We start from the raw sequence: 20,877 nt of genomic DNA, 5'->3' as shown, positions 1-20,877 counted from the left end.
TCTGAAATGATAATCAATCATTAACATTTTTCCATATGCGTATATTCCCTCATGTCTTTGGAAACGATAAATAGTAACTTTAAGACACGAGGTGATTTGTAATGGATAAAAAGAAACGTGATAAAGCAAAAAATACATTATCTAGTACACAAGAAGTTCTCTATCAACGCGAATTTCAAAAAGCAGATCGTGCAGCAGGATATCGCTCGAAAAGCATTTAAAGTGAAAATGAATAATTAGAAGTTTCCCCCCTAATTATTCATTTTCATTACATAATTTTCTCGACTGATAGAAGTAAGCAAAAAGTACCCTTATGCATTAGGGTACTTTTTGCTGTGGACAACTTTATCCACAAAACTGATGGAATTGTTAATAATTTTCGAAAACATTTAATATCTTTCTATATTCAAGCATATATCGACTGTTTTAATTGTGGATATTTTTCTAAAAATTGTGGACAATGTGGATATAGTTGTTAATATTCCGACTTTACTGTTTAATGAAAGCGCAATCCTTTTGTGGATAAGTGGCTAAATTTTCTTTGAAAATAATAAAGAACCCTCTTTATATATACAAAGAGGGTTTCATATTAAGTAAAAGATTGTGCAAGAGCAGGTGATTTAATAGGTATATGGCGCGGTTCTGCATGATTTTCTGCCAAAATTGCATCTACAATATGACCAGCTGGCTCTGGAAGATAGATGCTTTTCATTGCTTCTTTCATTTGAAGAAGCTTCACATCATCTTGTAATAATGCCTCTGTTTTTGCAAAAACCTCACTATCATCGCGAATGACAACTGCTGCTCCTTTTTTTTCAAAGTACATCGCATTTTCATTTTCTTGTCCTGGAACAGGCTTATATAAAATGACAGGTACTTGCAACGCTGCTGCTTCACTTAATGTTATTCCGCCTGGCTTCGTAATCATACAAGAAGTAACACGGAATAATTCATCAATATTTTCAACATACCCAAACACTTTTAATGCATCGGAATTTTGCTTCTGTAAACTTAATAAATCCTGTTTTAAAGCTTCATTTTTTCCACAAACGACAACTACTTGTAAATTGGGCACTGACATAAATGATTGGCATAGTTCTTTTACATTTCCTAATACCCCATGAGCACCTGCTACAATTAGTAAAATCTTTTTATTCTTACATAACTGATATTTATTATATATGATGTCTGAATTTACCTTTAACTCAAAACTACTCCGAATTGGAATTCCTGTTTCAACAATTTGTTCCGCAGGTACACCGATATCAACCATCAATTCTTTCACGTGATCCGTTGCAACAAAATAACGATCTACTTCTCGATGAATCCATATTTTGTGCACGCAAAAATCCGTTAATACGTTATAGACAGGAATTGAAATCCCTGTTTGTTTCTTCAATTCTGGTACCGCGATAATTGGAAATGTATTAATTACAATATCTGGTTTCTCCACCTGTAACAGTGTTTTCAAACGTTTTCTTCCAAAGTTCGCATACCAAGATGCTATTTTCTTATCATAAATTTTTTCTACCCCGTAATAAAACAAACGATATAATTCTTTTCCTATTGTATAACTTTTTAAATATAGATATTTTGTAATGTCAGTTATAAATGGATGTGATTCTCCAAACAAGTCGCATACAATAACATCTTCAATTCCTTTTTGGCGAAATGTTTGTTCTAATGTTTTTGCTACTTGCACATGACCATTACCGTAATGTGCAGTTAATATTAAAACCTTGGGGTTTTTTATCAAACAAATCCACTCCTAGCTTTTTGTTTCTCCATATTGCATATACGACAATAGGAAAAACATTTTCCTTAAAAATTACATAAACAGATTCTAATAATTCCCTTTTCAGCTATGTACCTGTCGTGGATATGCAAAGCATATAAGATTGACCCCTTAATCCTATCTGTGCTCATATCTTTACATTATACTTTCCTATAAGAGCTTTCGCAATAACTTACAAATGTTCTCTATTCCATGATACTCACTCTTTTACTTCTTAATTCTTTTTACTATTTTGATTTCCCTTTACAATTATGTAAATTTCTCCACTTATTCCGTACAAAATTATGGATATTCTACTTTCAGTATACTCTTTTATCAATATATACTCTAGATTTTATTGTAAAGAAAGCAAAAAGCCTAATCCAATATTTGGATTAGACCGCTTGTAAAATATGTTTAGCATGTTCTACATTTTTCTCAGTAGGTGGTTCTACATTTGCGAGTGGGTACTTGTGTCCAAGCGCCTCCCATTTATATACACCAAGCTTATGATATGGTAACACTTCAACTTTTTGAACATTAGACAGACTTTGAATAAAGCTAGATAGTTTTTGTAGATCCTCTTCATTATCCGTAACACCGGGAACTAATACGTGTCGTACCCAAATCGGTTTATTCTTATCCGATAAATAACGAGCAAATTGTAAAATATGTTCATTTGGTTTCCCTGTTAATTTACGATGCTTTTTGGAATCAATATGTTTCAAATCCAATAAAACTAAATCTGTATAATCCATTAAAATATCTAGCTTATTTTGGAATTCTGGTTCCTCAGAATAACAACCACCAGAAGAGTCGATTGTTGTATGGATACCAGCCTCTTTACACTTTTTAAACAACTCAATTAAAAAGTCTAGCTGTAATAATGGTTCTCCACCGCTAACTGTTATACCGCCTCCGGAGGCTTCAATAAATGGAAGGTAACATGTCACATCCTGCATCACTTCTTCAACTGTTATTTCTTTACCTTTACCGATTTCCCACGTATCCGCATTATGACAATATTGACAACGTAATAAACACCCTTGTGTAAATATGACATAACGAATCCCTGGGCCATCAACAGTACCACAAGACTCTACAGAATGTATTCTTCCTTTTACCATGTTACTTCCTCCTTTATTGAAACAGCCTCCCTTCGCTATATATTAAAAGCGAAGGGATACTTTTTTCATTTACATGCTTTCATGCATTGTACGGTTAATTACATCAATTTGTTGTTCACGAGTTAATTTAATAAAGTTTACAGCGTAACCAGATACGCGAATTGTTAATTGTGGATATTTCTCAGGATGTTCCATTGCATCCATTAATGTTTCACGATTAAATACGTTAATATTTAAGTGATGGCCTTCTTTTACTGCATAGCCATCAAGCATAGATACTAAGTTACGTACTTGTACATCATCTTCTTTACCAAGTGCTTTTGGAATGATAGAGAATGTATTAGAAATACCATCTTGTGCATCTTCATATGGTAATTTAGCTACAGATAATAATGAAGCTAATGCACCTTTTGTATCACGTCCATGCATTGGATTTGCACCTGGTGCAAATGGTTCTCCAGTACGGCGTCCATCTGGAGTGTTACCAGTTTTCTTACCGTATACAACGTTAGATGTAATAGTTAAAATTGACATTGTATGAACGGAATTACGATATGTTTTATGTTTACGAAGTTTATTCATAAATGTTTTCACGAGATTTACAGCGATCTCATCTACACGATCATCATTGTTACCGTATTTAGGGAAGTCTCCTTCAATTTCGAAGTCCACCGCAATACCATTTTCATCACGGATTGGTTTTACTTGTGCGTATTTAATTGCACTTAATGAGTCTGCTACTACAGATAGACCCGCGATACCTGTTGCCATTGTACGAAGAACATTTGTATCATGAAGTGCCATTTCAATACGTTCATAGCTATATTTATCATGCATGTAATGGATAACATTTAATGTATTTAAATATAGACCCGCTAACCATTCCATTGTCATATCAAACTTATGCATAACTTCTTCATAATTTAATACTTCAGAAGTAATTGGTGCGTACTCAGGACCAACTTGTGCTTTTGATTTTTCATCTTTACCACCGTTAATCGCATATAATAATGCTTTCGCTAAGTTTGCACGAGCTCCAAAGAACTGCATTTGTTTACCGATTCTCATTGCAGATACACAACAAGCAATTCCATAATCATCGCCGTAATCAGCACGCATAATGTCATCATTTTCATATTGAATTGCTGATGTTTTGATGGACATTTTCGCACAGTAGTTTTTAAAGTTCTCTGGTAATTGTTTAGACCAAAGAACTGTTAAATTCGGTTCTGGAGCTGGTCCTAAATTATCTAATGTATGCAAGAAACGGAATGAGTTCTTTGTTACTAATGGACGACCATCTAATGCCATACCACCGATAGATTCAGTTACCCAAGTTGGGTCACCAGAGAATAATTCATTATAATCAGGTGTTCTTGCGAATTTCACAAGACGTAATTTCATAATGAAGTGATCTACAATTTCTTGTACTTCTTCTTCTGTTAAAGTACCATTTGCTAAATCTCTTTCAATGTAAATATCTAAGAATGTAGAAGTACGTCCAAGACTCATTGCAGCTCCGTTTTGCTCTTTAATCGCTGCAAGATATGCGAAGTATAACCACTGGAATGCTTCTTTTGCATTTGTTGCTGGTTTAGAAATATCGAAACCATGAGAAGCAGCCATTTGTTTTAGTTCTTGAAGTGCACGCATTTGCTCAGATAACTCTTCGCGTAAACGCATTGTATCTTCGCTCATTACACCACCAGTTAAATTCAAATCAGCTTTTTTCGCTTCAATTAAATGATCAATACCATATAATGCTACGCGTCGATAGTCACCGATAATGCGTCCACGACCGTATGCATCTGGAAGACCAGTAATAACACCTGATTTACGTGCATTTCTCATTTCTGGTGTATAAGCATCAAATACACCTTGGTTATGAGTTTTTCTCCAATCTCTAAAAATACGACTAAGTTCTTTATCCATTTCGTATCCATAAGATTCACAAGCTTGTTCTGCCATACGAATACCACCATATGGTTGTAAAGAACGTTTGAATGGTTTATCAGTCTGGAAACCGACTACTTTTTCAATATCTTTATTTAAGTATCCTGGGTCATGTGATGTAATAGAAGAAACAATTTTTGTATCCATATCAAGAACGCCACCGTTTTCACGTTCTTTTGTTGTTAAATCCATTACTTGATCCCAAAGTTGTTTCGTTGCTTCAGTTGCTTCTGCTAAGAAAGATTCGTCTCCTTCGAAAACGTTTACATTATTTAAAATGAAATCGCGAACATCAATCTCTGCTTTCCATTTTTCACCTTTAAAGTTTTCCCATGCGTTTTTAACATTTTCTAATACTTGAGTCATCCTAATCTCCTCCATTTTTGATTAGTACAGGACTAAGATTTTTTATATAACAGCTTACACACTTAGAATACTACTTTTTTACGAAAGTGAACGAATTAGTTGTGACATGTTTGTGAAATGTTGAGCAAACTACTATATATATAGTGTTAACTTCATTTAAAAGTCTTTAAAATTAACCCTTTCCTTAATTGTATTTTTTTGGTATCCTTATATACGAGTCCTATTTTGTAATATAAGAACAATACCCATTGTAGAGCTGTAATACTCTTATCTCCTAATCTGTTATAGTTTTTATAACAGAACAAAAAAGTGTACACATGTTGTACACTTTTTTTGTTACTTCTATAAAACATCTCTTTTTCTATTGCCATCATAGAATCCGCCACGATTGTCTGTTAATGCAATTATTTGCTCTAGTCCTTCTATATGATCACCTATAATTCGAAGTACAGCTGGAGGATGACCTATTTTTGCAAAATGTTCACTGGGACGAATACGGTTCATCTTATCAACCTCAACACGACATACACATGCAATTTCAAATCCAGAAAGAAGAGCCTTCACTTGTGCTACACAAGGTGACAATAAAGATTTATATCCAATTGCTTTCAAACACTTGTGGCTAAATGCATTAGGTACCGCAATAAGTGAGCCTACCCCTAAATCCTTTCTATCACAAGCTAAATTTAGTGCATACTTAAATGCAGTTACAAGATGAAGTGGTACTCTTAAATCTAAATAATGATTTAAATCATTTAATGCGACGTCCTTTCCATCTGCTATAGCTTTTGTAAAAGGATATAACTCACTAGCTGGAATAACAAAATCACCATCTATAAATAACACAATTTCTCCTTTTGCAAAATAAGTTCCAAGTGAACGCCCTACATCGTTTCCAAGGGCTTCTTTATATACAATTGTTGTTGCGCCTTTGTCTTTTGCAATCGTTGCTGTTTTATCTGACGAACCATTTACGACTACGATGATTTCAAAAGGTTCAATTTTACGAAGCTCTTCTATAACGTTTCCAATTGTTTTCTCTTCATTTTGTACAGGAATAACAACCGATAGTTGCTTTCCTTTATACAAATTGGATGTAACGCCCCAGCCTTGATAAAAATCTTCAAAACTTAAAGTATGATAGACGCTATTCCTTTTCCTATTTCCATCATAATATCCTCCGCGTGTATCACTACTTACTATTCGTTCTGCAACTGCTTCTATATGATCACCTATCATTCGTTTTTCAGATTGAGAAAGGCTCGTGCCATATGCAGCATGTTCAATCGGTCGAAATTTATTTGGCGTGATAACATCAATAGCACAATGACGGCTAATTCTCCATTTACTTTGTGCTATACGTAAATGAGCTACAATAGGATTAACTAAACATTCATATCCAATACTTTGGACGACTTCTTTCGTCAACGCATGAGGTACAGATAATAAAGAATCTATTTTTAATTCTTCGCGCTCTAACATTGCATTTAATATTTGGCGCCATACTGTAATAGAATGTGGTTTTTGATTCTTTAAAAATAATGCGTCCAAATTATTTAAAACGATGTCAGTCTGATCATGTAAAATTGGATTAAGAAATAATTGTAATTTTGAAGTTGGAATAGCAAAGTCCCCATCTATAAATAGTAATACATCACCTATTGCATGTTTTGCGCCAACTGCACGCCCAACATCGTTTCCTAATAGTTCTTTATGCCTAATTATTTTACATCCTAACCGATCAGCAACCTCTTCTGTACCATCGTTACAACCATTTGCTATTACAATAATCTCTACTGGATTTAACGGTTTTACCGATTGAATAACGTCTGAAATCGTATCTACTTCATTACTTGCAGGAATAATAACTGATAGCGACTTAGCCATTGTTTTCTTCACGAAACCATTTAATAGTTTCTTTCAATCCTTGTTCCCACGTTACTGTCGCTTGAAATTGAACAAGTTCTCTTAACTTCGTTACGTTCGGCCTTCTATTTGGAATTTCTTCAAAGCCATGTGGATATACTTCCTCAAAAGGAACTTGTACAATTTTCGAAGAAGATTTCGTTAGTTTTTTAATTGTTTCTGCTACTTCTTTTATACTCTGTTCATTCTCAGAACCTATATTAATAATCTCACCATTTACCTTCTCATCCATTGCCCGAATTGTTGCTTCTACCGCATCACTCACATACGTAAAGCAACGTGTCTGCTTTCCATCTCCATATACGAGAATGTCTTCTCCTTGCAAAGCTGCACGGATAAATCGTGGGATTACCCCTGCATATGGACCATCTTTCGCTCTTGGACCATAAATATTAAAATAACGAACAATCGTTACAGGTAAGCCTTCTAATGCGTATCCTAAACATAATGTTTCTTCTAACGTTTTACAAACTGCATAACTCCAACGAATTTTAGAAGTTGCCCCGTACAATCGATCTCCTTCTTCAGCGAAAGGCGGTTTGCCTTTACCATATACTTCTGAAGTAGATGCAAAAACTACTTTCTTCTTTCCTTTTAATGCTGCTTGTAAAATGTTTCTCGTTCCATCAAAATTCGTTTCAATGAGCTCTATACTTTTTTCCATTGTCGTTTTAACACCTAAAATTGCTGCTAAATGAAACACTACATCATGTTGATTTACTAATTCATAAATAGAGTTTTTGTCTAAAACACTTATTGGAATAACCCGAATCTCTTTCATTAGCTCATTATGATACTTATTTTTCCCTTTATAGAAGTTATCCACAATCGTGACTTCATAACCCCTTCTCACCAACTCTTCAGCTAAATGAGATCCAATAAATCCGGCCCCACCTGTAATTAAACATTTCTTACTCATACACTCACCTTCTTTATAATTCCCCGTGTATCTATTACTCGGTTCATTCCTTTAAAAAGCTTCCAATCGATATTAGAGTGGTCAGTTAAAATTAAAATACAACCTGCCTCTTTAAATGTTTGTTCATCCAAAGCAACAGATTGATACACCTTATCTCCAATTTCCGCGGAAGAAATATATGAATCATGGTATTTTATCTCGTATCCTTCTTTTATTAGTAATTGAATAATTGGCAAAGCCGGTGATTCTCTCAAATCATTTACATCTTTCTTATATGCGATTCCTACAATTAAAACTAGTCCGGGTGATTGTACCATGCCCTTTACTTTCCGGACTATTTTCTCTGGCATTTCTTCATTAATTACATGTGCCGCCTCAATTAATTGACTAATTGCCCCATTCTTTTTTATTCTCCATTGAAAATATAAAGGGTCTACGGGAATACAGTGCCCCCCTATCCCTGGTCCTGGCCAATACGGAGTAAATCCAAACGGTTTTGTAGATGCCGCTTCAATGGCCTCATAAAAATCAATCCCTAAACTTTCACATAATGTGTTTAACTCATTTACTAAAGAGATGTTAACTAAGCGCTGAATATTTTCAAATAGCTTACACATCTCTGCTACTTTCGGCGAACTAACAGGTACAACTACGTCAAAAATGGTACTATATAAATCCTGTACTTTTTGTTTACACTTTTCTGTTTGTCCACTAATAACTTTTGGAATAGATTGAACTGAATATTGGCTATTTGCTGGATCAATTCTCTCAGGAGAATATCCGATATAGAAATCTTCTCCTACCTTTTGGCCAGCTTGAGAAATAATAGGAATAATAACTTCCTCAAGTGTGCCTGGATATGTGGAACTTTCAAAAATGAAGGTTTGTCCTTTTTGGAGATTTTGTTGTATATAATGCGAAGCTGAAATGAGGGCACTTAAATCTGGTTCTCTTCGTTCATTAATTGGAGTTGGAACAGTAACAATAACATAATCATTATTTTGGAAATCAGTAATACCTTTATCTGGTGTATTTACTATTAATTTATTTTTAGTCAATAAACTTTGCAACACTTTAGAAGAAACATCTGGAATATAACTTTCTCCTTTTTTAATCGATTCTATTTTTCTAGTATCTTTATCTAATCCAAGTACGGTATGTCCTCTTTCTGCAAAATGGACTGCTAAAGGAAGACCAACATACCCTAATCCAATAATAGCTACTTTACTACTAGCATTCATCTGTATTCTTTTCTTCCTTTCTCAATTGTTGAATAGTGTCTCTATCGCGATCTCCATCTGTAAAACTCCCACGTTCGTCTGTATATTGTAATAGATAAGCAATCGCCTCAAGTTGATCACCGAAAATACGGTCAAATGCCGGAATACGTCCATTTACAAATCCATGTTGCTCCGGGCGTACCCGATTGGTTTTTATAACATCTACAAATTCTACTGCTGTAATAGAAAAAACCTCCAAAATAGCTTTCATTTGAGCTAATGGCGGAATAACAAGCGAGTCATATCCTATTTTCTCTATTACCCTTTTATGCATAGCATGTGGTACTGCCGTTAATGAGTTATTCCATAAATCCGGTCTTTTCGCTACTAAATTCACAAAATATTTCCCCATACTAATTGGATCTGCAGGATGAAACATATCTAATAAGCATTGTAAATCATTTAAAACCACGTCACTTCCATCTTCAACAGCTTGCAAAAATGGAGTGAGTTTTTTTGCTGGAATAACAAAATCACCATCAACGAATAAACAAATATCTGCCGTAGCATGCATGGCACCTATCGCTCGTGCTACATTATGTCCAAGCGCCTCCCCGAATTCAACAACAATAACATTCTCTAGCTTTGCCTGTTTAACAGTCTCAAAATCTGCTCCATTCGCGACAACAATAATTTCATCTACCCCTGCTTTTTTCACTTCTTGTATAACAGATCTTATCGTCATTTTTTCTTCTGACACTGGTATAATCGCACTATATTTCGCTTTTTCCTTCTTTAATACAACTGGTTTATAGTTCCCTATAAACTCCCTATCCCTGTTTCCCTCCGAAAAACCGCCGCGTTTACCATATGTTTCGATTACATATTGCAAAGCACGTAAATGATCACCCATAATACGGCTAGTCGCTTTCGGATAAGGAGAACCAGGTGATGTTCCTGTATGCACAGGACGAACCTTATTTGTGTGAATTACATCGACCGAAGCCGTATCAACAATATCTACTCCTCTAGACATCGCTATCGCTTGAAATAGTGCTGGATCTGCTAAATTCCACCAACCAAATTTCTGAATAACTTCCCTACTCATTGCGTGTGGAATTGCGATTAAAGATCCAACAACAAGCTCTTTTTTATTCAAATAGCGATTCAACATGAACTTTCCAACTGTCGTATAATGTGGTCTCATCTTTAAATAAACCGACCATGTTAAATTATTCACAACAATTTGATGCCCTTGTCGAATTCCTTTCACGAAACGTTGTAACTCTTTACTATCAATAACAATATCACCATCTAAAAACAAAACAATTTCACCTTTTGCTTCTCTAGCTCCAATAGCCCGTCCAACATCATTGCCAAGAGAATGTTTATAATAAATCACGTGACAATGATGTTGTAACGCTATGTCTTTCGTTCCATCTGTCGAGCCATTATCTACTACAATAATTTCGTAAGGCTTGAGCTTCTCCACTTCTACTAAAACTTGTGATAAAGTACTCGCTTCATTGTGCGCTGGAATAACAACTGATACTCTCATACTTGTATCACGCTTACCCTTCCAAGCGAACATAAGCAATAATAGGAGTACGCACAATTACATCTTCCGGTGGTCCATAAGAAGGAGAAGTACGAACACTTACCGCCCCATCTGTCACAGATAAAAGAATGCCTGTAACAATTTCTACAGCTGTCACAACTTGCACTAATTCACCAACATGGTTACGTAATTCATCAGTAAATAACATATATAACTCTCCTTTCTTACACTTCTTTAATTGATATAATGCTTGTAAATGGTAATAAAACTTCAGTTCCTATTCCTTCTTGCAATGTTAAGAAATCATCACCGACTGCTACAATAACGCCTGTTAATTGTCCAACAGTCACCGTAATTTCTACGTTTTTACCTAAATACTGCTTTGCAATTTCTTTAAAAGGTGATGTATTGCATTCTTTTAAAATGTTACAAATAATAGATTGAAATTGACTTGATTTTATAAATTCTTCCGTAGCTTGCTTAGAGTTTCTTTGAATAAACCTTGCAAAGTTTTGCGAAAATAAAAGTCGTTCCACAGCGGGCAATAATTTATCATCTAAAAAATAGCCTAATTGTCTATTAAACAATCTTGATAATTTATGCCAATATTTTCTGAACAGACACATACACTTCTCCTCCTATTATTTTTAGATTATAAAATTTTACATCCATACATCTTAATGTATACAAAATAGATATTTTTGTGATAGGTAAGGCATACATTTTCTAAAAGAAATATTTGTTTCAGGGCAAAAAAAAACTATCCAAAAGGATAGTTTTTTACACTTCAATATTTCGCAACATCGTATAAATGTCATTATTCACTTTACCAAATGATTTAATGTTGTTTTGAATGTTAGATAATAAAACAACATACACACTACCATTTTTACTAAATCCATTTAAACAATTCCAACCTGGCATTACACCGTGATTCGAATAGCTTCCTGGGTCTACGTACCAGCCAAATCCGTAATCCTTTTTCACAGCTGTAAACATTTGATCGTAACTCGCTTTTGAAATTAACTTTCCAGAGTATAACGCTTCGTTAAATAAATATAAATCATGTGCACTCGTATATATATCACCACAACCATATAGTTGCGACATGCTCGGAATATTAGGTGTTGTCATATTATTATTTACTATTTTATAACCCGTTGATGGGAATCTTGTTTGTTCTAACGCTGTGCCAAAACCAGAATGTTTCATACCGGCAGTAGCAAAAATATGTTGTTTAATATATTCTTCAAGCGACTGTCCACTTACCTTCTCGGCAATGTATGCAAGTATAGAGTAGTTCGAATCGGAATACTTCCACTTCTCTCCTGGACCACCAATACGCTTTTGATTTCCTATCCTTTTGATCAGTTCTTCATGAGAAATATCTTCTTTTCCTTGCTCATATTCTGGAATCCCTGATGTATGTGTTAATAGATGTTTTAGCTGAATACTATTACCTTGTGGAAAATCTGGAATATACTTTGCAACAGTATCTTCTACTTGTAATTTATTTTGATCTTTCAATTGCATAATAGCAGTTGCTACAAACGCCTTTGAAATAGAACCAATATAAAAAGTCGTCTCTGAATTATTCGGTACTTGCTGCTCTTTATTTGCCATACCGTACCCTTTATTCAGAAGAACTTTTCCGTTCTTCACAATAACAGCTGTCCCGCTAAATCCTGTGTTTTGTAAATACTGGTCCAATTGAGCGTTTTCATTAATTTCTTGAGGTGGTCCTTCAGCAGGCTGTTCCGCAGCTTGCGCTTGCTTCACTTGTTCTTCCTGCTCTTTTTGTTTTTGCTTCTGTACTTCTTGTTTCTTTTTTTCTTCTTTCTTTTTTAGCTCTTCTTGTTTCTTCATTTCTGCTGCCGCTTTTAAAGTTTCTTCTTTCTTATTATGCGCAACAATTTTTGTATACATAAAATATACAAGTGATAATAGTAAGACGAGAATGATTGTTCTTTTTATGTATACAATCGGCCGACGTGCTTTCCCATTCGCATTATTTTTTTCCTGATCCATAATTGCTTTTTTCCCCTTACTCACCAATAATTTAATTCCTCTACTAAAGATTTTTTTTAGTAGATTATGGATAAACCATTCTATATCATCCCTACTTTATCACGCACTGCACATATTACCAACCTATATATACAAAAAAGAAAAAGAAAATTTACAAAAGTAAGATTCCCGTTAAATTGTTAACAAAAAAAAGAGGATATCCTCTAAAAAATTGATGTTATCAATCTTTTTGGACATCCTCTTATCTCATTATTTATACGTGTTTTTTCATATCATCGGCAACAGATTCAACATTTGTACCTACAATAACTTGTACACTTGTATTACTTAATTTCATAACACCTTTTGCACCAGCACGTTTTAATGCTGCTTCATTTACTTGACCAGCATCTTTTACTTGTAAGCGTAGACGTGTTGCACAGTTATCAATAACTGTTAAGTTTTCTTTTCCACCTAAAGCCGCTACGTAAGTTTCACCAATTGAACCTGCAACTGGAGCTTCTTCACCTTCAGCTACTTCCTCTTCGTCTTCACGACCAGGAGTTTTTAAATCGAACTTCTTAATTAAGAAGTAGAATACAACGAAATAAATTACTGCGTAAATTAAACCGACTCCCGCAAGTAATACTGGTTTTGTTGCAATACCGAAGTTTAAGAAGTAATCGATTGCACCGGCACTAAATGTGAAACCATCGTGAATGCCAAGTGTTGTTGTAATGAATAGAGACAGACCTGTTAATACAGCATGAATACCATATAATACTGGTGATAAGAACATGAATGAGAATTCAATTGGTTCTGTAATACCAGTTAAGAATGAAGTTAATGCTAGACCACCTAACATACCTGTAACCATTTTACGTTTTTCTGGTTTAGCAGCCGCAATCATTGCGAAACATGCTGCTGGTAAACCGAACATCATAACTGGGAAGAAACCAGTCATAAACATACCCGCTGTTTTATCTCCTGCAAGGAAGCGAGCAATATCACCATTTACAACATTACCTGCTGCATTTGTAAAGTCACCAAGTACGAACCAGAAGTATGTGTTCATTACGTGATGTAAACCGATTGGAATTAATAGACGGTTTAATAAACCAAATAGACCTGAACCAACTGCCCCTAGATTAACAATTCCATGAGCTAATGCATCGATAGCATTTTGAATTGCTGGCCAAATTTGTGCGAATAGAATTCCTAATAGTAACATCACAACCGATGTAACAATTGGGACGAAACGTTTTCCAGCAAAGAACCCTAACCATTCTGGAAGTTTAATCTTATGGAATTTATTATAAAGAAGTCCCGCTATAACACCGACAATGATACCACCTAAAACTTTCATATCCACTTTAGTCGATAATTCGGCTGCCTTAGATACTTGTGTCATTGTATCTGCAAGCTTAGATGGATCTACATTAGCGCTATTACCTATTAAATCTTGGACTTTGCCTAATTTATCTTGTAATTCTACAGTAGAATATCCCTTACTAAGTGCATCAATACTGTTTTTCATAACTAGATAACCAATTGCACCTGCAAGACCTGCTGCACCACTACCATCAACTGAAAGACCGATTGCAATACCAATTGCAAAAATGAGTGCTAAATTATCAAAAACTGCTGCACCGGCCTGTGCCATAACAGGAATATCAAATACATCTGGTTGCCCTAAACGAAGCAATAATCCTGCTGCTGGTAGTACGGCGATTGGAAGCATTAACGCTTTACCAATACGTTGTAAAAACTGCAACATTTTAATTCCCCCTATCAAATTTATGAAATCGTTATCATTATAAGTACGCCTTAGAAAACGCTTTCTATTTACATAACCATAATAACATATAGTTGTATAGATGTGTAGTTTTTATTTTTGAATTTTTTATGGATAAATCTCCTATTTCCAAACTATTATATAAAAGGGAAATTCTCCTTTTTAAAATACAGAATACTCGAAACGAAAGACCTATTATAGCACATTGAACTTTCGTTTTATCATTCCACTTTTTCATGTTATTATTTATTTCCGAGCATATCGGGAAAAGTAAACTTAGTTAATTCAAAATAGGAGCGTTGGTACTATGCAGTGCATTGAAACAAACAACTTACAACAGTTGTTAGAACAAGTAAAACCATATACGAAAAAAGGAAAACTTGCTACTTATATCCCCGAACTAGGAAATGCAAATCCAGACGATTTAGGGATTGCCATTTTCCATAAAGAAACAGAATATATCCATGCTGGCAACTCACAAACACTATTTACTCTTCAAAGTATTTCTAAAGTAATTACACTTGCCCTTGCCCTTTTAGACCGTGGTGAAGAATATGTATTTTCTAAAGTTGGAATGGAACCAACGGGTGACCCATTTAATTCTATTATTAAATTAGAAACGACAAGTCCGTCCAAACCCCTTAATCCAATGATTAATGCAGGAGCATTAGCTATTACAAGCATGTTAGCAGGAAAAGATAACGAGGAAAAAATGGAACGTATTCTTCATTTTGTACGTGAAATAACAGATAACCCTACTATTAATTATTCCTCTAAAGTTGCCGATTCAGAATTAGAGACAGCTTATCTAAATCGTTCGCTTTGCTATTATATGAAACAAAACGGTATTATCGATTGTGATATTGAAGAACTTATGGATTTATATACTCGTCAATGCGCAGTTGAAATAAACTGCATCGATTTAGCACGTATCGGCTTAATTTTTGCAATGGATGGATATGATCCATATAAGAAAAAACAAATTATCCCTAAACATATTACAAAAATTTGCAAAACATTTATGGTCACATGTGGTATGTATAACGAATCTGGTGAATTTGCAATTCGTGTTGGTATCCCTGCAAAAAGTGGTGTAGCGGGTGGTATTTTCGGCTGCGTAAAAGGCGATATGGGAATCGGCATTTTCGGACCGGCTTTAGATGCAAACGGAAATAGTATTGCTGGTTTTAAAATTCTTGAACTTCTTTCTGCTCAAGAAGGCTGGAGTATTTTTTAATCGCGAGTTATCCTGCTATACTAGCAGGATTTTTTATTTCACCAAAACCTCACTTTTGTCAGTTATCAATCCTCTTACAAAAACAGTGCTGAAAGTTTCTCTATATCATGCATATTTGTTCCCCCCTCCTGAATAATATAGTACAACCTAGCGCTATATGTGGAGGTGTGAAAGATGAAACTAATATTTCAAATGGGAAAACAACCTGTTCTTGAAAAAACAATCCTTCTTTTTATATTGAGTATTGTAGAAAGCTTGAAGTTAAAAGTTGTTTCACTCGACGAAGCTCACCGATACATATTCAATTTAGAAGTACTTGAATTATTAATGGATCGGAACATCGATGATCAAGTACTTGAACTTATTCATTTCGGGATGGGACTTGAAGACATTCATCATGTGCTTCCTGAAGAACTTGAGCACACGATTGAGGAATTAAAGTGGCTTTGCATCCAAGTGTTAAGTGAATACAGTATGCATGAAGAATCAGAACAATTAATTGAAGACATACGCTAAAAAGCACCTATGTAGTATGTAGGTGCTTTTTATTTATTAAGAAGTAAATATCCGATGTCGATATATGCAACTTATTCAAGTATTTCCGAGGAAATGCTCGAACATTGCTTTTCTATTTTCACAACAACTGATCAATCCCAATAAGTATTAATAACACTCCTGCAATAACCGTAGCCCATTTCCCTAAGTATGCTGCTAAATATCGTTTTCCTACATACGCAAAACCGCTTATGCAAATAAAACTAAACACCCCAGAAATAGTCGCTGTAAGCCAAAGATTTAAATTTGTTACCCCTGCATCAAACCCACCTGCAATATTATTAATAGATAATGCAACTCCTAAAACAAGTGCTTCAGAAAAACTAATTGTTTTAGAGCCATCAAAATCTGCTTTTTCTGGATCACGTAAAATTCCCATAAGTATATTATCATCTTTAGAACCTGCAGTATTTTTTTGACTCAAAAAAGGCTGACATAAAATAAACACCCCGATTATCCCTAAAACGATTGCTCCAATCAGGTTTGCTGTAAACTCTGAAATAAATAACGCAATCCAGTTCCCAAAAAATCCAGCTAGTAAAGTAAATAAAAACCCAAAGAATGCGATGATAAAATTGTTAAACCACGAAATACGAATTTTACGAATGCCATACGCAATTCCAACACCTGCATTATCTAAATTAGAAGCGATCCCGATTAAAAAAATTGAAAATAAGCCTGCCGTACTCATAAATAGTCACCCCTTTTTCTCACTTTTCAATGCATATTATGAAAATGTTGAGCAACTGTGCCTGTCTGTTTCATATACTTGTAATAAATGCTCAACATTTTTTCAACACGAAAAAAGGAGTGCCTACACTATGGCTAATGAAAACCCGAATGATCGGCTTGGTAAATTAATAAAAAAACTTTTAAAAGAACGCGCCCTGTCTATGCGCCAACTAGGAATACTTACAAATATTGATCCTGCAACAGTCTCAAGAATTATTAATGGCAAACAACCGCCAAAACAAAAACATCTACAAAAATTTGCAGAATGTCTTCAAGTTCCACCCCAATTGTTATTTGATGAAATGTACCCTGATTCTCCTCACATAAATAAAGAAAAAACGGATATGTACACATCTCTTGATACCATTCAGCAAACTTTACAATCCTCTAACTTATTCGATTTCGATTACACTACAACTCGCGTAAAACAAGAACTCGAAAATTACGAACGCTATGCCCAGACAACAGAAGGCGAAAAACGTATTCGTGACAGTTTCGCAAGCAAATTAGAGCAAATTGATAGTGCTGGTCCTTTTATTGAACAATTAACAGATATGTATCAACAATTTTGCAATGAAACCATTTCAAAGGAAGAACGTGCAGTTCTTGGGAGCGCATTACTTTATTTCATTTTATCGACAGATATTATTCCCGACTATCTCTTTCCAATTGGCTATTTAGATGATGCGATTGCCGTTGAATTAGCAAAAGAGAAATTACTTGAAATGAAACGAAAGACATAGCAAAATAAAGAACTATTTCAGTTGTTTATATTCAACTCTGAAATAGTTCACTAGAAAATCGTACAAGTATACATACTCGTACGATTTTACTATACAACTCTATTTTTTCGTGTGGCACCATTCATATATAAATGCTGTTATCACTTTTGTAAATTCAATTAACTGTTCAACTTCAACTTTCTCATTTACAGAATGTGCTTCTTCTAATGTACCTGGTCCATATATAATCGCTGGAATATGAAACTCACTAAACCAACCGCCATCAGTTACCGTTGCAGACATATCTAAAATTGCATTTTTTGATAGAATAGACTCGTGTACTGAGCTAAGTTTTTTTACAGCTTTATGTTCACTATCTACTTCTAATGAAGGGAAAATTTCACCACGATCTACAATCATTGATTCTCCGCCCCACTTAAATTGTGGCGGATTTTCACTTAACCATGGATCGGCAGCTGCCACCTTTCCAATATACTCTTCAATTTCGTTTATTATTTGTTCATGTGTTTCATTCGGATAGAAGTGCACTGTTATCCACAATCGGCACTCATCCGCAATAAACGCCGCATGCCTTCCTCCCTCAATAACAGCTGGATTAATTGTTGTTGTTCCAGATGGATAGCCTTCATATGTTTTCATAACTGCCCAGTGGCGCTCTAATTCTTGTAAGCTTTGTACAATTTTCATCATTTTTTCAATCGCACTCGCTCCAAATAGACGTCCTCCAGCATGGATCATTTGTCTGCGCGTTGCATCATGAAACGTTTGCGGACTTTTCACTGTAATCCATCCAGTAATGACACCGCCTTGTCCTTGCATATGTAAATCGCTCGTATCCACTACTACTGCAAAATCAGCATCGTAACCCCTTTTGCAGCATTGAAGTGTACCTGCTTCTCCAACTTCTTCTCCAATTACCGATTGAAAAGTTAAATCTCCAGGTAATTCAATACCAGCTTCTTGTAAAAGTTGAATGGCAAATAGCGCTCCAGCCAGCCCACCTTTCATATCTGCTGCGCCACGTCCAACTAACCAGCCATCTTTTATAAATGGATCAAATGGATTTGTTTCCCACGCCTCATCTGCTGACACTTCGGCTACATCCATATGTCCATTAATAATAAGACTTTTATATGAGTCACTTTTTATCCCTTTTTTTACCCCAACAACATTCGGATCATTCGGATATACATCCCATTTATCAATACTAAAATTTCGTTTGCTTAAAAACTCTGCAACAAATTCTTGCGCTTCATTTGTATTTCTCGCTGGCGGTGCTGGTGTTTCAAAACGAATTAATGTTTTTGTAAGTTCCAACAATTCCTCTTTCCTTGAATCTATTTGTTTTAACAACTGCGAAACTTCTGGATTCATCGCTAACTCCCCTTTGCATACATAGTATGTTTCCAGCTTTATTTTCACAAAAAAAGAGACTGTTTACAATTTTACAGTCTCCTAATTAATCACTATTATAAACTCTCTACTTCCGTTGTATTTGTCTTTTCAATATGCTCCACATTATTTCCCTTATTTCTTGTAGCACGATAAAACAGTAAACAAACAATCATAAATGGAATACCACAATACAATGCCATTCTTTGTTCTGGAATAAAGGCCATGCCAACGATTACTGTTAAATTTAATACTAACGCAAGAAGTGGTACAAATGGATACAGCGGTGTTTTAAATTTCAAGTCCTTAACATCCCCGCCCCGCTTCATGTATGACCTTCTAGCTAATAAATTTGATAAAGCAATAGATGCCCAAACTAGTATCGCTCCGAATCCAGCGATAGAAAGCAGCCATAAATAAACTGTATCTTCCGCATAAATACCTGATAGTAGTGAGAGACAACCTACAATTGTGCTTACAATCAATGCATAAATGGGAACACCGTTTTTAGATAACTTGCCAAAAATCGGACTAATCATTCCTTGATTAGACATAGACCATAGCATACGCGAAGTTGCATATAATCCTGAATTCGCAACGGATAGTACTGCTGTAATAATAACGAAATTTATAATATCTGCTGCATAAGGAATACCAATTTTATCAAATACAACTACGAATGGACTTTCTATTACTCCTGCTTGCTGCCAAGGGAATAGTCCAGCAAGAATAAAAATAGATAGTACAAAGAAAACAAGTATACGCCAAACTGTATTGTTAATTGCCTTCGGGATCGTTTTCTCTGGATTTTCACTCTCACCTGCTGCAATACCAACTAATTCTGTTCCTTGGAAAGAAAAATTAACTGCAATCATTGTAATTAAAATGGCTGATAATCCATTTGGAAACAATCCACCATAATCAGTAAAGCTAGAGAACATTGGCGCTGGTTCATTTCCTTTCATATCTAGAAAACCAAACATTGCTGCCCCGCCCAAAATAATAAATGCAATAATTGTAATTACTTTAATACTTGCAAACCAAAATTCCACTTCCGCAAAACTTCTTGAAGATAACGCATTAATAGCAAAGAGCAGTACCGCGAAAACTACACACCAAATCCATGACGGTACATCAGGAAACCAACGTTTCATCAAAATACTAACTGCAATTAATTCAATACCTATCGTAGCAGACCAGTTTAACCACGACATCCATCCCACTACATAACCTGCTGCAGGAGAAATATGCTTTGTCGCATACGTTTGATAAGACCCTGCGTCAGGCATCGCAACCGCTAACTCTCCCAGACAGAGCATCGTTAAATACATTACAAATCCACCGACAAGATACGCTACAATTGCTCCTCCAGGTCCAGCTTCATGAATCGTATAACCTGATCCTAAAAAAAGTCCTGTACCAATAACTCCACCGAGTGCAATCATAAATATGTGCCTGCTTTTCAATTCTCTTTTTAATCCTTGGTTTTGATCCATCATATAAATCCCCCCTTTTCACTTTGCCAATCCATTTAATGTAAGCGCTTTTAAAATTATTCACCGTAAAAATAATG

The 20,877-nt window shown here is 35.1% G+C and carries 19 protein-coding genes and 1 pseudogene; 4 read left to right on the top strand and 16 right to left on the bottom strand.

Annotated features, from left to right (window positions below):
• The first annotated feature begins 101 nt into the window (after positions 1 to 101).
• Complete coding sequence (locus RT27_RS32290) at positions 102 to 221, top strand: YfhE family protein (protein ID WP_000358482.1); 120 nt, start codon at positions 102 to 104, stop codon at positions 219 to 221.
• A gap of 368 nt (positions 222 to 589) precedes the next feature.
• Here the strand turns inward: RT27_RS32290 and RT27_RS03930 are convergent, their stop codons facing one another.
• The 13 genes and pseudogenes from RT27_RS03930 to RT27_RS36200 all read right to left on the bottom strand — a co-directional run bounded on the left by RT27_RS03930 (position 590) and on the right by RT27_RS36200 (position 14,883).
• Complete coding sequence (locus RT27_RS03930) at positions 590 to 1,756, bottom strand: diglucosyl diacylglycerol synthase (protein WP_016083627.1); 1,167 nt, start codon at positions 1,754 to 1,756, stop codon at positions 590 to 592.
• Positions 1,757 to 2,169: 413 nt separating this feature from the next.
• Positions 2,170 to 2,901, bottom strand: a complete 732-nt coding sequence (gene pflA, locus RT27_RS03925; protein WP_000238466.1) for a pyruvate formate-lyase-activating protein — start codon at positions 2,899 to 2,901, stop codon at positions 2,170 to 2,172.
• A gap of 69 nt (positions 2,902 to 2,970) precedes the next feature.
• Positions 2,971 to 5,220: a formate C-acetyltransferase gene (pflB, locus tag RT27_RS03920; protein ID WP_043935360.1), complete on the bottom strand. Its 2,250-nt coding sequence runs from the start codon at positions 5,218 to 5,220 to the stop codon at positions 2,971 to 2,973.
• Between the two features lie 152 nt (positions 5,221 to 5,372).
• Positions 5,373 to 5,594 carry a hypothetical protein gene (locus RT27_RS03915; RefSeq protein ID WP_002094217.1) on the bottom strand — a complete coding sequence of 74 codons (222 nt, stop codon included), beginning with the start codon at positions 5,592 to 5,594 and terminating at the stop codon, positions 5,373 to 5,375.
• A complete protein-coding gene (locus RT27_RS03910) occupies positions 5,563 to 7,107 on the bottom strand; it encodes a glycosyltransferase (protein WP_043935359.1) in 1,545 nt (514 codons plus the stop codon). The genes RT27_RS03915 and RT27_RS03910 overlap by 32 nt, the downstream gene beginning before the upstream one ends.
• Entirely contained in the window at positions 7,100 to 8,065 is a 966-nt protein-coding gene (locus RT27_RS03905; RefSeq protein WP_043935358.1) for an NAD-dependent epimerase/dehydratase family protein, read from the bottom strand. Before RT27_RS03905 ends, RT27_RS03910 begins: the two co-directional genes overlap by 8 nt.
• Entirely contained in the window at positions 8,062 to 9,306 is a 1,245-nt protein-coding gene (locus RT27_RS03900) for a nucleotide sugar dehydrogenase (protein WP_016083630.1), read from the bottom strand. Before RT27_RS03900 ends, RT27_RS03905 begins: the two co-directional genes overlap by 4 nt.
• On the bottom strand, positions 9,296 to 10,843 hold the full coding sequence (locus RT27_RS03895; RefSeq protein WP_050844802.1) for a glycosyltransferase family 2 protein: 1,548 nt from the start codon (positions 10,841 to 10,843) through the stop codon (positions 9,296 to 9,298). The genes RT27_RS03900 and RT27_RS03895 overlap by 11 nt, the downstream gene beginning before the upstream one ends.
• 13 nt (positions 10,844 to 10,856) lie before the next feature.
• Positions 10,857 to 11,051 (bottom strand): hypothetical protein, encoded by a 195-nt coding sequence (locus RT27_RS03890; RefSeq protein WP_000899476.1) that lies wholly within the window; start codon positions 11,049 to 11,051, stop codon positions 10,857 to 10,859.
• Positions 11,052 to 11,067: 16 nt separating this feature from the next.
• Entirely contained in the window at positions 11,068 to 11,469 is a 402-nt protein-coding gene (locus RT27_RS03885) for a hypothetical protein (RefSeq protein WP_000335538.1), read from the bottom strand.
• Between the two features lie 154 nt (positions 11,470 to 11,623).
• Entirely contained in the window at positions 11,624 to 12,871 is a 1,248-nt protein-coding gene (locus tag RT27_RS03880) for a serine hydrolase domain-containing protein (RefSeq protein ID WP_043315048.1), read from the bottom strand.
• 253 nt (positions 12,872 to 13,124) lie between these two features.
• On the bottom strand, positions 13,125 to 14,627 hold the full coding sequence (gene nagE, locus RT27_RS03875; RefSeq protein ID WP_043935353.1) for an N-acetylglucosamine-specific PTS transporter subunit IIBC: 1,503 nt from the start codon (positions 14,625 to 14,627) through the stop codon (positions 13,125 to 13,127).
• A gap of 141 nt (positions 14,628 to 14,768) precedes the next feature.
• Positions 14,769 to 14,883, bottom strand: a pseudogene (locus RT27_RS36200) (transcriptional regulator).
• A gap of 69 nt (positions 14,884 to 14,952) precedes the next feature.
• Here RT27_RS36200 and glsA point away from each other — a divergent pair.
• Positions 14,953 to 15,882 carry a glutaminase A gene (gene glsA, locus RT27_RS03870; protein ID WP_016083634.1) on the top strand — a complete coding sequence of 310 codons (930 nt, stop codon included), beginning with the start codon at positions 14,953 to 14,955 and terminating at the stop codon, positions 15,880 to 15,882.
• A gap of 174 nt (positions 15,883 to 16,056) precedes the next feature.
• Positions 16,057 to 16,398 carry a DUF3969 family protein gene (locus tag RT27_RS03865; RefSeq protein ID WP_000766603.1) on the top strand — a complete coding sequence of 114 codons (342 nt, stop codon included), beginning with the start codon at positions 16,057 to 16,059 and terminating at the stop codon, positions 16,396 to 16,398.
• Positions 16,399 to 16,516: 118 nt separating this feature from the next.
• On the opposite strand, the gene ytaF is transcribed toward RT27_RS03865, so the two are convergent.
• Positions 16,517 to 17,128 carry a sporulation membrane protein YtaF gene (gene ytaF / locus RT27_RS03860; RefSeq protein WP_043935352.1) on the bottom strand — a complete coding sequence of 204 codons (612 nt, stop codon included), beginning with the start codon at positions 17,126 to 17,128 and terminating at the stop codon, positions 16,517 to 16,519.
• Between the two features lie 130 nt (positions 17,129 to 17,258).
• Here ytaF and RT27_RS03855 point away from each other — a divergent pair, with 130 nt between their 5' ends.
• A complete protein-coding gene (locus RT27_RS03855; protein WP_016083636.1) occupies positions 17,259 to 17,912 on the top strand; it encodes a DUF1232 domain-containing protein in 654 nt (217 codons plus the stop codon).
• Between the two features lie 99 nt (positions 17,913 to 18,011).
• Here RT27_RS03855 and RT27_RS03850 read toward each other — a convergent pair whose 3' ends face one another.
• Complete coding sequence (locus RT27_RS03850) at positions 18,012 to 19,286, bottom strand: acetylornithine deacetylase (RefSeq protein ID WP_043935351.1); 1,275 nt, start codon at positions 19,284 to 19,286, stop codon at positions 18,012 to 18,014.
• Between the two features lie 95 nt (positions 19,287 to 19,381).
• Positions 19,382 to 20,803 (bottom strand): amino acid permease, encoded by a 1,422-nt coding sequence (locus RT27_RS03845; protein ID WP_016083638.1) that lies wholly within the window; start codon positions 20,801 to 20,803, stop codon positions 19,382 to 19,384.
• Positions 20,804 to 20,877: the final 74 nt, after the last annotated feature.

This window comes from Bacillus sp. L_1B0_5 (assembly GCF_000836715.1).
Taxonomy (GTDB): Bacteria; Bacillota; Bacilli; order Bacillales; family Bacillaceae_G; genus Bacillus_A; species Bacillus_A thuringiensis_S.
This window is presented reverse-complemented; position numbering and strand designations above follow the sequence as displayed.